Source organism: Bacillus sp. cl95 (assembly GCF_900115925.1).
In the GTDB taxonomy this organism is placed as follows: domain Bacteria; phylum Bacillota; class Bacilli; order Bacillales; family Cytobacillaceae; genus Neobacillus_A.
Window position 1 is genome coordinate 45,214 of record NZ_FOYF01000004.1, and the last position, 13,904, is coordinate 59,117.

The following is a 13,904-nucleotide window of genomic DNA, read 5'->3' on the forward strand; positions in this document are numbered from 1 at the left end:
TTCTAACCCCCGTATTCTTTTGTGTTTTTTTATCATAAACATGACATTCTACTTGTTATACAAGTGACACGCCACATAATGACCATCGATAACTCGGCCTTCTGGCCTTACGGTTTTGCAAACATCCATACATTCTACACATCTTGTGTGGAACGCACATCCTGACGGTGGATTGGCCGGGCTTGGCAAATCTCCTTCTATTAAAATTGTATCCCTTTTAATATCAGGATCTGGAATCGGTACGGCAGACAGGAGCGCCTTTGTGTAAGGATGTTTTGGATCTTCATAAAGCGTCTCGCTATCGGATAACTCTATCAATCTTCCTAAATACATTACTCCGACGCGATCGCTAATATGGCGAACAACTCCTAAGTCATGGGCGATAAATATGTAAGTTAAACCGAATTCCTTTTGTATGTCTTTCATCAAGTTAAGAACTTGTGCTTGAATGGAGACGTCTAGTGCTGAAACTGGTTCATCAGCAATGATAAGCTTTGGTTTTGTCATCAACGCTTTGGCAATCCCAATTCGCTGGCGTTGTCCACCGCTGAATTGATGAGGATATCTCTTTGCGTGATAACTACTCAATCCAACGACCTCAAGCATTTCTTGAACCCGTTTCCTGCGCTCCTCTTTTGTGCCAATACCATGGACAATTAAAGGTTCCTCCAAAATTTGTTGGATGGAATGTCTTGGGTTCAATGATGCATAGGGATCCTGAAATACCATTTGAATGTCTCGGCGTGTTTTTCGCAACTCTGTTTTTGACATACTCGTAATCTCTTTATCTTCAAAAACAATTTTGCCGTCACTCGCTTCAAACAGGCGCATCAACAAGCGACCAGTCGTTGACTTACCACATCCACTCTCACCTACAATGCCTAACGTCTCTCCTTTTTTCACATAAAAAGAAACATCATCGACGGCTTTGACTTCTCCTTTTTTACCTCCAAAAAGTCCTCCTGTGATTGGAAAGTACTTTTTAAGACCTGAAACCTCAAGAAGTAACTCTGACATGTTCGTCACTCCTTTCTTTTACTGTATGAAGGAAGCATCGCACTTCATGTCCATCTTTTTCTGTTTTGTATAAATCTGGTTTACCTTCTAGGCACTGACCGAATACTTCTGAACATCTAGCCGCAAATCGGCAGCCTCCATGAATCGTTCCAGGTGTCGGTACACTACCCGGAATGCTATAAAGCCTATCTTTCTTTCCTCTTAAATCAGGAACTGACTTTAGAAGACCCTTTGTATAAGGGTGTTGTGGATTTTTTAGGATTGTTCTTACATCGCCTTGCTCTACAATCTGCCCACAATACATAACAATGACTCTTTCACAGATTTCCGCTACTACACCTAAATCGTGAGTGATGAGAATAATAGAAGTATCTGTTTTCTTATTTAAGTTCTTCATCAATGCAAGGATTTGAGCTTGAATGGTCACATCAAGTGCTGTAGTCGGCTCGTCCGCAATCAGAACCTTCGGATTGCATGCCATAGCCATGGCAATCATGACACGCTGCCTCATTCCTCCTGAAAGCTGATGTGGATATTCCTTTAGGATTCCTTCGGCTCTTGGTATCCCTACGAGCTTAAGTAAATCAATACTTCTCGCCCTTGCGTCTGCCTTAGATAAATCCGTATGTAATTTGATTGCTTCCATAATTTGATTGCCGATTGTAAACAACGGGTTAAGAGATGTCATAGGTTCCTGAAATATCATCGATATTTGGTTCCCACGTATCTTTCTAAATTCTTTCTCGGAAAGCTTCGTAAGGTCTTTGCCGTTAAAGAGGATTTCCCCTTGTTCAATTGTCCCAGGAGGTGAAGGAATTAACCCCATTGTCGCTAATGAAGTTACAGATTTCCCACTTCCGGATTCACCAACAATTCCTAGTATCTCTCCGTCTCTTAATTCAAAAGATATTCCATCTACAGCTGGAACCAATTTTTTTCCGGACTGAAATGAAACCTTCAAATCTTTTATTTTTAGAATAGGTTCTTTACTCACGTTTCCACCTGCCTGCCATTTCTTTTCTAGTGAACCGTATAAATTATTATTTAAAACTGAATTTAATGACTATTATGACATATCTATTAGACCTTATTTTGTCGTAATTTGTCAAACAATTTTAAAAATTTTAAAAATATTTTTCTCTGTTTTTTATTCGAAAACCGAAGTATCAAAGTCTTTGTATCATTGAATTCAAGAGGATAAAGAGTCGCTTTACATTCAATTGAAATATTGAAATGTGAATAGGAAATAATAAAACATCGTTTTTTCTAATGAATTTTTAAATAATTTTTTAGAATACTAAGTAGGCAAGGAAAATTTCATATCTTTTTGGCTAAACGCCCAAAAAATAGACGCTTTTTGGTTCCTGCTATGTATTTCAGTACTTCCAATAAATGATATTGACACCCCTCTTTTATATCTGTATTTTAGATAAGTATGTTTTTACTAGGAGGAAAGTATGGATAATCAGAATACACATCACGTTAAAATGACAACAGCAGATCCGTCCGCACTCGGGCTTTTTGGTCTAGCAATGGTTACTCTTGTCGCGTCATCACAAAAATTAGGTTTAACAGAGGGACTCTCATTTATATTGCCTTGGGCCTTTTTCCTAGGAGGAATTGCTCAGTTGTTTGCTTGTGTCCAAGATGCAAAACACAATAATATTTTTGGAACAACAGCTTTTGGTGCATTCGGCTTATTTTGGTTTGGGGTTGGATTTTCTTGGTTGATTCAACTTGGGGCTTTTGGAGAAGAATTGGCTGCCAATGTGGATTCAAAACAGCTAGGAGTCGCATTTATAGGATATTTGATATTCAGTCTTTATATGACTATTGGAGCAATGGAAACACACAAAGTGCTTTTCATGATCTTTGTATTCATCGATTTCTTATTCATCGGGCTATCACTTAGCTCATTTGACATCATGCACGAAGCGACACATATGCTCGCAGCCGTATCAGAGATGATCATTGCACTTCTCTCATTCTATGGTTCTGCAGCAATTGTCTTAAACACTCACTTTGGACAAGTAGTACTGCCAATCGGCAAGCCTTTTGGCATCTTCAAAAAATAGATTGATCCCAATTCACTAACCCCTGATTCAACAAATCAGGGGTTTTTCCTTATTACTGAAGGCTGTTTTCGCATTAATTGTTGCTTTTACAAAAATGCAACAACACGCACATCACTTATAAAAGACTTTTATATTATGTAACTTTTGTTGGAAACCTATATAATAAACACATTAAGAGAATAGGCAGAAAAGAGGCAGACAGATATGACACAGAAAGAAGAAGCAAAACCATGTGCGGCATCGAGAGTTTTACAAACGAACAGGGTTCTTCCACCAGATACAAATAACCACCAAACTTTGTTTGGCGGCAAGTTAATGGCAGATATTGATGTAGTTGCTTCCATTTCAGCAGCCAAACATTGCCGATCTGAATGCGTCACAGCTTCAATGGATTCGGTTGATTTTCTTCATCCTATCCGACCGAGTGATGCTGTTCACCTCGAATCATTTGTAACGTATACGGGAAGCAGTTCTATGGAGGTATTTGTAAAAGTTATCGCAGAGGACTTATTGAGTGGGGATACAAGAGTAGCGGCTACGAGCTTTATTACCTTTGTATCATTGGACGAACAAGGAAAACCCAAAAAAGTTCCTGAAGTATTTCCTGAAACTGAAGAAGAACAATACTTATTCGACTCTGCACCAGAACGAACAAAGCTACGAAAAGACCGCAGGAAATTAAGTATTTACCTTGCGAAACAAATTGAGAAGTATTAATGATACGAGATGGCGATGCTAAAGTATCGCCATCTCATTTTCTTCGGAACTATCCTTTTAACGTTCGAATCTTCTGATTTACCTTCCAGATCCCAAACACAACCGTCATCATGAAAGCAGCCATTGCAACTTTTGAAAAATCAGAGAACCTTGAATGTAAATCAAAGAAAAAGCCACCTGTTAAAAAGAACAAAGAGATTAACCCCAATACAAGACTTTTATTTAAAGATTTATATTTTTGTATTTTCGATTCTGAATCAGAATAAATATCCGGGGATGCCATTTGAACTCCAACAGTACGGAAATAATGCCAACCTCCATATTGTGCTACATGTTCCCAACCAGCATCCTCAAAAATAGCCTTGTATTCATCCATGTCATGATTTCCGGCTTTGAAATCCAGTTTATAGACATAGTTTGTCGGCTCAATTTTTTCAAACTCATAATACAGCGCATACTTCTTTAGCCCCCAGCCTTGTACTGCCATATCATTCAACCATTCTTCTTCCTTGTTGTCTTGCCACGCAAAGAATATCTTAAATACTTTCTTTGTCTTTTTCATTTTAACTCCCCCATACCCTCGATCAAATTTTTACTTGCTGCAATCAAATTTGTCAGCCTCTTGTACTCTAACTTCACGACATCTTTTCCTAAGGCTGTTAAAACATAATACTTTCTGCGTTCCTCATCCAGATCTTCCATTTTCGCTATCAACTTTTGCTTCTCTAATTTGCTTAAGGCACCATAGAGTGTTCCAGGTCCTAGTTTCACTTCCCCTTGACTCATTTCTTCTACTTTCTGCATGATTCCATATCCATGCAAAGGATCTAGAAGTGATATTAATATGTAGTAAGTTGTATGTGTTAGTGGCAGAAACTTCTCTGTTGCGTTTTTCATGTTGAGACCTCCATATTATATCGCTACGCGTTATTATGATTAACGATATATCGTATGACGATATAATATGATGAATGATCATTAAAGTCAATCATTTCCATAAAAAAAATTTTGTATAAAAAATACCTAGTTCCCATTTGAACTAGGTTTGGTAGTGTATTCTCTATATTATTGCTTCAATGCTTCTTTCTCTACTAAGTCCATAAAATCTTGTACGACTTTCTCGTTATTCTTCGTGCCGCCTATTTTTAATAATGCTTTACCTAGAAAATTGATTCCTTTGTTTTGGCCATGATAGATAAACTTTGTATGCTGCTCGTCTAATTTATGTAATGTAAAGGCTGCTTCAATCTCAAATGCTTTTGCTAATGTAAATCCAATTTTATTATGCTTTTTGGTTTCTGTATTTTCGTATTCGAGATCCTCAACGATATATGTTTCTACACGCTTACCTTCCCTATACTTCTGCTGATAGGTTGATCCTACAATGCCTTCTTTTCGCTCTAATACTTTATTTTCAATAACATTCGGCATGATTCGTTGAATGTTCTCAAGTGAAAATAACTCCCATACTTTTTCGATATTTACTGGTATCATCGTTTCCTTTTTCCAAGTAATCATATCTCATCCTCCTCTTTTCCCAATTTCAAAAATTCATCGATTTCAGCAATTTTATTATTTAAGTCTTTAACCTTTTGTTCTATATTGTTTTTCTTTTCTAGCAAAATATTTTCCAGATTGCTGAATGATTCGTCTTTCATGACAGTGAACATTTCTTGGATGGTGAAGTCAAAACTTCTTAGTTGCCCCAGTAGCATGGCAATCAAATAAGAACCATTGTCATAATACCGATAGTTATTTTTTGGGTCAATATAGGCTGGCTCGAGAAGTTCCATTTCGGCATAATAACGGAGTGTTTCCTTACTTAATCCTGTCATTTCAGAAAACTCTTTTACTTTATACACAACATCCCTCCGCCTATTTATCATAAACTGTGTGGTGCACCACCATGTCAATTCATTTTATGACAAAACATTGCTTTTTCAAAAAATAGTTATGTTGACGAAATTTTCTAATAATATAAAATAAAACTTAGTTAGACGAAATATTTTAGGAGGAGATGAAGATGACAAAGACGATGGAAAAACGACTTTACCGTTTAGAAGTACCTATGGAGTTGACTTGGAACTTAGACGATCTCTTTACATCTAAAGAAGCATGGGAAGCTGAATTAAAAGAAATAAATGAAGACTTAACAAAATTTGATACATACAAAGGACAACTACATACAGGAGCTAAGGTATTGCTTGAGTGCTTAAGCGCTCAGGAACAGTTGACAATGAGACTAAGCAAGACTTGGACTTATGCAAGTCTCAATCAAGCTACAGATGGAACGGATCCTGCTAATCAAGAAAATTCCGCAAAATTTTCAGCATTAAGAACGAAAATAAATGCTTCCCTCTCTTTCATCAACTCCGAAGTTCTTTCGTTGGCTGAGGGAACAGTTGAAAGATATTTGCAAGAAGAAGCAGGTCTTCAGCCTTTCCGAAAGAATCTTCTCGAACTGCTTGAAACAAAAAAACATAAACTTTCCTCAGAAACAGAAGCAGCACTTGCTGCTCTAGGGGAAGTTTATGGTTCCCCATATCATTTATACGAAATAGCGAAATCGGCTGATATGCAATTTGCACCGATTCACGATCAGGAAGGAAATGAACTTCCAGTTTCGTTTGCCTTATTCGAGAGCCGTTATGAGTTTTCATCTGATACAGATTTACGCAGAGAATCTTACGCATCCTTTGTCGATACGCTTAAGAAATATAGAAATACCATTGCAACAGCTTATGCAACTGAAGTGAATAAGCAAAGGGCTTTTGCCCGCTTGCGAAAATATGAAACCATTACACACATGCTATTAGAGCCTCATCAAATTTCACTAGAAATGTATCATAATCAAATTGATATTATCTTTAAAGAACTTGCACCACATATGCGCCGCTTTGCCCTTTTGAAGAAAAAAGAATTAGGTCTCGATAAAATGATGTTTTGTGATTTAAAGGCACCATTAGATCCGGATTTCAATCCTGAAACGACTTATGAGGAAGCTAGTCAATTAATCTTTGATTCTCTTAAAGTGCTAGGACCTGAATACAGCGCTATGATGGAAAAAGGATTTAACGAACGATGGGTCGACCTTGCAGACAATGTTGGAAAATCAACAGGGGCGTTCTGCTCGAGTCCATATGGAGTACATCCTTATATACTGATAACTTGGCAGAATAACATGAGAGGCACTTTTACTTTAGCTCATGAATTCGGTCATGCAGGTCACTTTTATTTAGCCCATCAACATCAAAGAATCATGAATACACGTCCATCCATGTATTTTATCGAAGCTCCTTCTACTTTAAATGAACTTCTCCTAGCTCAGCATTTGTTGGCTGGAACAGCGGATAACCAAATGAAACGATGGGTAATTCTACAGTTGCTAGGCACGTATTATCATAACTTTGTTACTCATTTACTCGAAGCGGAATTTCAGCGAAGAGTATACGATCTTGCTGAGAAAGGAGAAGCACTGACTGCGAATAAACTGTCTGAGATCACTGGAGCAGTACTTTCTGAGTTCTGGGGAGATACAGTGGAAATCGACGAGGGTGCAAAATTGACTTGGATGCGTCAGCCTCATTATTACATGGGTTTATATCCTTACACCTATTCAGCCGGTTTAACTGCCTCTACTGCAGTGGCAGAATTAATCCAAAAGGAGGGGCAACCTGCCGTCGACCGTTGGTTGGAGGTACTTCGTGCTGGCGGGACCATGAAACCTCTTGAACTACTAAAGCATGCTGGTATTGATATGTCCAAACCGGATCCAATCAAAAAAGCTGTTTCTTATGTAGGGTCGCTTATCAATCAATTAGAGCAATCTTATCAATAAACAAAAATGGTGTCAGGTTCCCCAGTTGGACAATGTCCACCTAGGGTGTCTGACACCAATAAGCTTTATGTTATCATTCTCAGAAACTAATTAAGCGAGAACCTTCAAAAACTGCTCAACTTCCTCTTTATTTGGATAGGATGTTTGAGTGCCTCGCTTTGTTACACTTAATGCTGCAAAAGCTGTAGCCATATTTATAGCATGTAGCACATCCCCATTATTCACGAAATAATGCGCGAAGCATCCAATGAACGCATCTCCGGCTCCCGTTGTATCAATAGCGTTGACTTTGTGTGAGTCAACCATTTGTGTGTTGTCCTTCGTTACCCACATCACCCCGCGACTACCCATTGTGACAATCACGTTCTTTAATCCTTTTTCAATCAAAGTAGACGCTGCTGCTTCAATCTGTGCTTCATTCTCAACAGGCAAACCTGTTAAGATTTCTAGTTCGCTTTCGTTAGGAATAAAATAATCACTTTTACATACAAAATCAAAATCCAAGTCCTTTGATGCAGGTGCAGGATTCAAAATGACAGGTATGCCATGCTCGTTTCCAAAATCAATCGCACGGTAAATGGTCTGAAGCGGAATTTCAAGTTGCAAAACGATCAGGGAGCATTTTTTTAACTTCTCGGTTGCACGATCAACATCTTCGGGGAGTAAATGCTGATTCGCTCCCTTGATAATCAGAATGCGATTTTTTGACTCTTGGTCCACAAAAATCGGTGCTACTCCGCTTGAAGTTCCCGGCACCTTACTTGTAAACTCTGTGTCAATTCCATAGCTTTCTAGATTACGAATTGTATTATCGGCAAAAAGATCGTCTCCTACTTTTGTAACCATCATAACTTTTGCACCCATTTTAGCTGCTGCAACGGCTTGGTTGGCTCCTTTTCCGCCTCAAAAAGAGAAAATTTTTAAGAGTACTAAAATTTGCTTTTTCTGTATGTTCTAAGAGTTATTCTTGCTAATTTATTTGATAATGATTATCAATTATTTGAATATACTTAGATGAAATACTTGATTACTAGTTATAAATATTTGTTTTCAACTGGTTAACCATATCTAAGATAAATCTTTTGAAAGAAGGAATATTCATGCAGCACATAAATAACATGGCTTTTATCATGATATTTCTACTGATTATAATTCCAATACTCATTTCATACCATCAAAAATTAGACATGGAAAAAGACATTCTTTTATCCTCCTTAAAAGGCTTTGGACAACTCATGCTATTAGGAATCTTCGTGACTTATATTTTTTCCATAGATCATTTATATTTCATCTTTATATATATCATTTTGATGATCATAATCGCTTCTTTAAATGCATCAAAAAGAGGAGATGTAAGAGGAAAATCATTTATTATCGTCTTTGCTTCGATTTCATTTACTGTAATCTTTACCGTTTCACTTTGGGTTTCTTTTTCTATTATTCCTTTAAAGGCACAATATTTAATTCCAGTAAGTGGAATGCTAATAGGAAATGCTATGGTAGCTTGTGCTGTCGTGTTAGAAGCTATGAATAAAGAAAAAGAAGAACTTAATGAAATAGATTTAAAAAGAAAAGTGCTAAGAATCGCTATGATTCCAACAATTGATGGTTTAAAGACTGTAGGATTAGTTCAAATACCTGGGACTATGACAGGAATGATTTTAGCCGGGGGAAATCCTTTTGAGTCAGTTAAATATCAAATTTTCATTATATTCACTCTAATGATTGTGGCAGCTTTATCTTCGATTTTGACCTGTACGTTATATTATAAACATATTAAGAAGTTTAATATGTTATCCAAAATGGGCTTATGAAAATGCGTGAACGGAAACTGCCCCTTAGGTCACATCCTAAGAGGTCTTACTTTTTTGTATGAATCTTTGAATCTACCTATTCGCACAAAGACCCCTGTTTTTGTGTTCTTTTCCATGACCTTGCCTTCATTTTAATCACAACTATGCCCATCATCATCAATCCTAGACCAATTACGTTATTCATAGTCAACGGATTTGTCGCAAAACCAAACCAACCGAAGGTATCTATTATTACAGCCATTGTAAGCTGAGAGACCAAAACAAGTGAGATGGCATAAGCAGGTCCAAGGAGTCTTATTGCCTGCGTGATACAAAATACAATTCCAACTCCGATCGCACCACTTAATAGATATAGCTTGTTGATCCCTCCAATATCAAACAAACTCCTATCATCCATAGCAATAAACATCGGGAGAGACGCAATAAAACCTAGTCCGAGAACTAGTACGGTTGTTGCCCATGCTCCCACTTTTCCGCTCACTTTTGCATTAAAAACGGTTTGTAAACTGATGAATACACCAGCTAAAATAGCAAATAGCATTCCTTCCATTGTACCGCGCTCCTTTTCTTACTCATATATATTTCCTTCAGCCCTTTCTCGAAGCCTGGGTAAATCGGCAATATAAAGGGCACCTCTCTTCCGTCGGATAATTCCTTCTTCGTTTAATTTATGGACTACTCGATTGAGATGGCGATAGCTTGTCCCCAATACGTCGGCTATCTCTGTTAAGTTTGACGTCTGCATTTCTTCATGAAACATTGAGCCCTCTCCGTCTGAAGAAAGGGACAGCAAGTAGCTAGCTAATCTTGTTTCAACAGGATATAGCATGTTAAAACTTGCTGCATGAGACTCTGTGTAAAATTTTTGTGTAATAATTTCTAATAAAAATTGTGAGAATTCGAGTTGGTTCGATTTCATGGATTTCAAATCATTAAAATGCACGCCAAGGGTAAACCCTTCCGTAACGGCTTCGACCGTATTAAAAATATGCATTCCTTTTACGTATTCAATATCTCCTAAGACGGCTAAAGGGGTTTTGAACCGGACAATCAAAGTCTTTCCTTCAGGAGAGGTAGTCGATATTTTCACCTTTCCCTTTACAAGGAAGTACATATGTTGAATTTCATCACCTTTTGAACACAGAATGTCTCCCTGTTGAAATTGATAGAGAGATAATTTCTGTTTCACTTCTCTCGAAAAAATAGAATTTAGATCAAATTGATCGAGATATCCCTGAATCTTAGAAACCTCATTCACTTCTTTCATCTCTTATCACCTTTTAAAATTTTATAACTTAAATATAACCACACCAGCTATCATCATGACCATCCCTATTACGTGTTGGAATGTCACTTTTAGCCTGCTCATCCCAAAAAGTCCATTCGAATCAACTATGAAAGCGAAAAGCAACTGGGAGATTAAAAGTATCACGATCGCAAACGACATACCTAAAAGACGAATAGCTGTCATTTCCCCCAATACAATGACAACTCCGAACGTACCTCCTAGAACGTATAAAAAAGGAACCTCACCAAAGCCCTTTACTCTTCCATCTCGAACGAACATATATATAATAATCGCTACAATAAATCCAACAAGATGCACAATCGAGATTGTGTGCCAAGGACTCAGCTCCTCGCTCATTCTCGAATTGAAAACCCCGTGTAATGAAATAAATGCTCCTGCAATAATTGAAAAGATCATTCCTTTCAACGTAATCCCCCTCTCTGAAACTCTTGAACTTATTAAAATACAAAAAACGGTGTATGAGAAAGGACATATGTCCGATTTCTTTCACAAATGGCTCATAATGCAAAAATGCCACACATTCAAAAAATTTGATTAATCTTATGAACATTATCCATAATTTCTATTTACAAATTCTGACGTTTTTTTATCGAATTTGAATATGCATAGACAGCTTTATTTTTCTTTAGTATTCTCTCTGCTGTGGAATCGGACATAATAAGGCCCCAATGAGGAAGATTGAATCAAATCTCATTGGGGCCTTATTTTTTCTAAGAGGACAACGCTAGGCATTGTCATCTTTCAAATTAAAACTTATCTGCCTTTCAATACTCCACGAAGTAGGTCTGGAAAGTTTGTAAACATGCCTGTAACTCCCCAGTCTATAAGTTGTTTCATTCTTTCCTTATCATTAACTGTGTAAGGATGAAGTTGGAGACCACTATTAACAACCTTCTGTACGTATTCCTTGTCTAGATAGTTATGGTTGGGTCCCACTCCGATTGCATATTTTTTAATAGATTCAATTTCAGAATCTGTAATAACTGCATGTGCTTTATAAGAGAGCAGTTGAATCAGTTTTACGGATGGGTCAAGGTCCTTTATTTTTAACAGACTGAGAGAACTGAATGACTGAACAAGGAGTGTATCCTTATTAATACCGTATTTATTTACAAGGCGCAAAAGTTCCTCTTCCATACCCGGATAAACATCAGGGGATTTTGTTTCGATATAATAATGAGCGTTCTTACCGAATCTTGAAAATACCTCTTCGAGTGTTGGCACTTTCAAACCTACATATTCCTGATTAGCGTATTGCGGGTACTTTTCATTGAACCAGCTACCAGCATCCAACTGTTTGATTTCATTGAGAGTATAATCTTTTACCTTGCCCGATCCATTTGTTGTTCTGTCTAATGTCTCATCGTGCATCGCAATTAATTGGCCATCTTTTGTCATCTGTAAATCAATTTCTATATAATCTCCATGCATTTTCTCGCCCATTTGATAAGAAGTAATTGTATGTTCAGGAGCATAGCCAGAAGCGCCACGGTGGGATACATTTACAACGTCTTTATGTTTTTCCTCCGCCATAGCCGCTCCATTTCCTGAAATAATACCAAATCCAATCACAAGCGTACCTAATGCGGACATCCACTTTCTTTTCATCTGCTCATCTCCCTATCTATTAATTAACTACATCTCAAAGTTAGCAGTAGTTTATTAATTTCCTTTTTCACTCAGGTAAAGATAAGTCCCATACTAGATTACAAGAAAGTAAAAGCTAGAGGTTTCTACACGTTACTTTTTAGACAACAAAAAAATGGCCAGTACGAAGACTGAGCCAAATTTAATGAATTTCTATTTGGAAAAGTTCTTTTAATGTTTAGTGTTAATTTTTTAAGTAGAAGTCGGGAATCCCTCTCTTTCCGTAGACGAACTGGAAAGAGAATGGATTCCCTTCCTTCCTTAATTTCATCAACGGCATCACTTAAAAGAGCGTTAGAAAAAATTGTTCCGACTATGTTCACTCGAATCTAATCCTGCGCATACCAACAATCAAAAACAGCAATGCGAATCCCATCAATATCGCCACATTATCTAGAATGTCTACCAATGTCCCCCCATTTGCCAACAAATCAGCAAAGCCGCTCATCGCCCATCTTTGAGGCAAGAATCCTGCAATTTTTTGCATGAAATCGGGTTCAATTTCGATTGGCCAGTAGACTCCGCTCACCATACAAGTTGCGACAACGACCAAGTTCCCAATAGAAGCTTGCTGTTCGGCTGTTTTTACTATACCCGCAATAAATAATCCAAGGCCAACGATGGCAAGCAACAACGCAGATACCAATACTACAATTGCCAACGGGTCTCCCCAATTCACATCGAAAATGAAATGAGTCGCCAATATCAAGACACCGAACTGGATCCATCCGATAAGGAAGAAGGATAATAAATAACCGCTTGCGATTTCAAGTTTGCTAGCTGGCATCGTCAACATACGGTACCAAACGCCATTCTTTCTTGCTTCCAAAATGGTACCTGTTACACTCATCATCATAATCATCACAAACATGATAGAAAATCCAGCGGCCCTCCCTGACATTTCATTCAATTCAGGATTGGACTTTTTTGCGTCGAGATTCAATTTTTGAATCGGCATTGAAGAAATATCTGAATCGGCTCCGACTTTTTCGTACATTACCTGCCAAGCTTCACCGCTATAATCACTCCATTTTTTAGAGGCCGTAACACTGAGTAGCAATTTTGCCAACCTATCAGACACGATTTGTGTAATCGTAGAACTTGAAGTGAACTCCGGAATTTTTTGAAATTTGATTTCTGGTTGTTCACTTGCTAATAAGCTTCCTTCAAAACCTTTCGAAAGAATGATTGCTCCAGGAAAATCTTTGTTATCTAGAAGGCGTTCTGCATTCTTCTGTGTACTTTTCTTTACCTCAAATACAGACTGATTTTCTTTTAAACTTTTATATAATTGTTTCGATAAATCAGATTGGTCCTGATCAACCCATAGGATTGTCATCTTATCCTCTGAATGCTCTCCTAACAAGGATCCGAATATAAGTGTGAACAACAATGGCATTGCAAACATCAAGAGATAACTTTGTCTTTTTTTCAAAATCCTCTGTAGCTCCATACCACAAATTGTCCATGCTTTTCTCATGCTATCC

15 protein-coding genes and 1 pseudogene are annotated in these 13,904 nt (G+C 37.6%); 4 read left to right on the top strand and 12 right to left on the bottom strand.

Features of this window, described 5'->3' with window-relative positions:
* Positions 1 to 48: 48 nt before the first annotated feature.
* Positions 49 to 1,017: an ABC transporter ATP-binding protein gene (locus BMZ31_RS12325; protein WP_090832072.1), complete on the bottom strand. Its 969-nt coding sequence runs from the start codon at positions 1,015 to 1,017 to the stop codon at positions 49 to 51.
* Entirely contained in the window at positions 998 to 2,011 is a 1,014-nt protein-coding gene (locus BMZ31_RS12330; protein ID WP_090832073.1) for an ABC transporter ATP-binding protein, read from the bottom strand. The genes BMZ31_RS12325 and BMZ31_RS12330 overlap by 20 nt, the downstream gene beginning before the upstream one ends.
* A 463-nt stretch (positions 2,012 to 2,474) precedes the next feature.
* On the opposite strand from BMZ31_RS12330, the gene BMZ31_RS12335 reads away from it, so the two are divergent.
* Together BMZ31_RS12335 and BMZ31_RS12340 are read left to right on the top strand one after the other, a co-directional pair.
* Complete coding sequence (locus BMZ31_RS12335) at positions 2,475 to 3,092, top strand: acetate uptake transporter (protein WP_090832074.1); 618 nt, start codon at positions 2,475 to 2,477, stop codon at positions 3,090 to 3,092.
* Between the two features lie 204 nt (positions 3,093 to 3,296).
* The gene (locus BMZ31_RS12340; RefSeq protein ID WP_090832075.1) at positions 3,297 to 3,809 is read left to right on the top strand and encodes an acyl-CoA thioesterase; all 513 of its coding nucleotides are present in this window, start codon (positions 3,297 to 3,299) and stop codon (positions 3,807 to 3,809) included.
* A gap of 49 nt (positions 3,810 to 3,858) precedes the next feature.
* Here BMZ31_RS12340 and BMZ31_RS12345 read toward each other — a convergent pair whose 3' ends face one another.
* The 4 genes from BMZ31_RS12345 to BMZ31_RS12360 form a co-directional block, all read right to left on the bottom strand.
* Positions 3,859 to 4,371 carry a DUF2812 domain-containing protein gene (locus tag BMZ31_RS12345; protein ID WP_090832076.1) on the bottom strand — a complete coding sequence of 171 codons (513 nt, stop codon included), beginning with the start codon at positions 4,369 to 4,371 and terminating at the stop codon, positions 3,859 to 3,861.
* Positions 4,368 to 4,706, bottom strand: a complete 339-nt coding sequence (locus BMZ31_RS12350) for a PadR family transcriptional regulator (protein ID WP_090832077.1) — start codon at positions 4,704 to 4,706, stop codon at positions 4,368 to 4,370. The genes BMZ31_RS12345 and BMZ31_RS12350 overlap by 4 nt, the downstream gene beginning before the upstream one ends.
* 168 nt (positions 4,707 to 4,874) lie before the next feature.
* Positions 4,875 to 5,327 carry an SRPBCC family protein gene (locus BMZ31_RS12355; RefSeq protein ID WP_090832078.1) on the bottom strand — a complete coding sequence of 151 codons (453 nt, stop codon included), beginning with the start codon at positions 5,325 to 5,327 and terminating at the stop codon, positions 4,875 to 4,877.
* A complete protein-coding gene (locus BMZ31_RS12360) occupies positions 5,324 to 5,671 on the bottom strand; it encodes a MerR family transcriptional regulator (protein WP_090832079.1) in 348 nt (115 codons plus the stop codon). The genes BMZ31_RS12355 and BMZ31_RS12360 overlap by 4 nt, the downstream gene beginning before the upstream one ends.
* Positions 5,672 to 5,832: 161 nt before the next feature.
* Between BMZ31_RS12360 and pepF the strand changes: the two genes are divergently transcribed.
* Complete coding sequence (gene pepF / locus BMZ31_RS12365) at positions 5,833 to 7,647, top strand: oligoendopeptidase F (protein ID WP_090832080.1); 1,815 nt, start codon at positions 5,833 to 5,835, stop codon at positions 7,645 to 7,647.
* A gap of 90 nt (positions 7,648 to 7,737) precedes the next feature.
* Here the strand turns inward: pepF and rbsK are convergent.
* Positions 7,738 to 8,538: pseudogene (rbsK, locus tag BMZ31_RS12370) on the bottom strand (ribokinase); the annotation flags it as partial.
* Positions 8,539 to 8,765: 227 nt separating this feature from the next.
* Here rbsK and fetB point away from each other — a divergent pair.
* Complete coding sequence (gene fetB / locus BMZ31_RS12375) at positions 8,766 to 9,461, top strand: ABC transporter permease (protein ID WP_175478094.1); 696 nt, start codon at positions 8,766 to 8,768, stop codon at positions 9,459 to 9,461.
* Between the two features lie 76 nt (positions 9,462 to 9,537).
* Here fetB and BMZ31_RS12380 read toward each other — a convergent pair whose 3' ends face one another.
* From BMZ31_RS12380 to BMZ31_RS12400, 5 genes are all read right to left on the bottom strand, one after another.
* Positions 9,538 to 10,011: a DMT family transporter gene (locus tag BMZ31_RS12380; RefSeq protein WP_090832083.1), complete on the bottom strand. Its 474-nt coding sequence runs from the start codon at positions 10,009 to 10,011 to the stop codon at positions 9,538 to 9,540.
* Positions 10,012 to 10,029: 18 nt separating this feature from the next.
* Complete coding sequence (locus tag BMZ31_RS12385) at positions 10,030 to 10,728, bottom strand: Crp/Fnr family transcriptional regulator (protein WP_090832084.1); 699 nt, start codon at positions 10,726 to 10,728, stop codon at positions 10,030 to 10,032.
* A gap of 21 nt (positions 10,729 to 10,749) precedes the next feature.
* Entirely contained in the window at positions 10,750 to 11,166 is a 417-nt protein-coding gene (locus BMZ31_RS12390) for a DMT family transporter (protein ID WP_254778821.1), read from the bottom strand.
* Between the two features lie 357 nt (positions 11,167 to 11,523).
* A complete protein-coding gene (locus BMZ31_RS12395) occupies positions 11,524 to 12,378 on the bottom strand; it encodes a glycerophosphodiester phosphodiesterase (RefSeq protein ID WP_090832086.1) in 855 nt (284 codons plus the stop codon).
* A 358-nt stretch (positions 12,379 to 12,736) separates the two neighbouring features.
* The gene (locus BMZ31_RS12400) at positions 12,737 to 13,897 is read right to left on the bottom strand and encodes an ABC transporter permease (RefSeq protein WP_090832087.1); all 1,161 of its coding nucleotides are present in this window, start codon (positions 13,895 to 13,897) and stop codon (positions 12,737 to 12,739) included.
* Positions 13,898 to 13,904 lie beyond the last annotated feature (7 nt).

Coding starts and splice junctions, on each gene's coding strand:
- BMZ31_RS12355 (WP_090832078.1), bottom strand. CDS start 5,327: ATGATTACTTGGAAAAAGGAAACGATGATACCAGTAAATATCGAAAAA.
- BMZ31_RS12400 (WP_090832087.1), bottom strand. CDS start 13,897: ATGAGAAAAGCATGGACAATTTGTGGTATGGAGCTACAGAGGATTTTG.
- BMZ31_RS12350 (WP_090832077.1), bottom strand. CDS start 4,706: ATGAAAAACGCAACAGAGAAGTTTCTGCCACTAACACATACAACTTAC.
- BMZ31_RS12380 (WP_090832083.1), bottom strand. CDS start 10,011: ATGGAAGGAATGCTATTTGCTATTTTAGCTGGTGTATTCATCAGTTTA.
- BMZ31_RS12390 (WP_254778821.1), bottom strand. CDS start 11,166: ATGATCTTTTCAATTATTGCAGGAGCATTTATTTCATTACACGGGGTT.
- pepF (WP_090832080.1), top strand. CDS start 5,833: ATGACAAAGACGATGGAAAAACGACTTTACCGTTTAGAAGTACCTATG.
- BMZ31_RS12335 (WP_090832074.1), top strand. CDS start 2,475: ATGGATAATCAGAATACACATCACGTTAAAATGACAACAGCAGATCCG.
- BMZ31_RS12395 (WP_090832086.1), bottom strand. CDS start 12,378: ATGAAAAGAAAGTGGATGTCCGCATTAGGTACGCTTGTGATTGGATTT.
- BMZ31_RS12325 (WP_090832072.1), bottom strand. CDS start 1,017: ATGTCAGAGTTACTTCTTGAGGTTTCAGGTCTTAAAAAGTACTTTCCA.
- fetB (WP_175478094.1), top strand. CDS start 8,766: ATGGCTTTTATCATGATATTTCTACTGATTATAATTCCAATACTCATT.
- BMZ31_RS12385 (WP_090832084.1), bottom strand. CDS start 10,728: ATGAAAGAAGTGAATGAGGTTTCTAAGATTCAGGGATATCTCGATCAA.
- BMZ31_RS12345 (WP_090832076.1), bottom strand. CDS start 4,371: ATGAAAAAGACAAAGAAAGTATTTAAGATATTCTTTGCGTGGCAAGAC.
- BMZ31_RS12340 (WP_090832075.1), top strand. CDS start 3,297: ATGACACAGAAAGAAGAAGCAAAACCATGTGCGGCATCGAGAGTTTTA.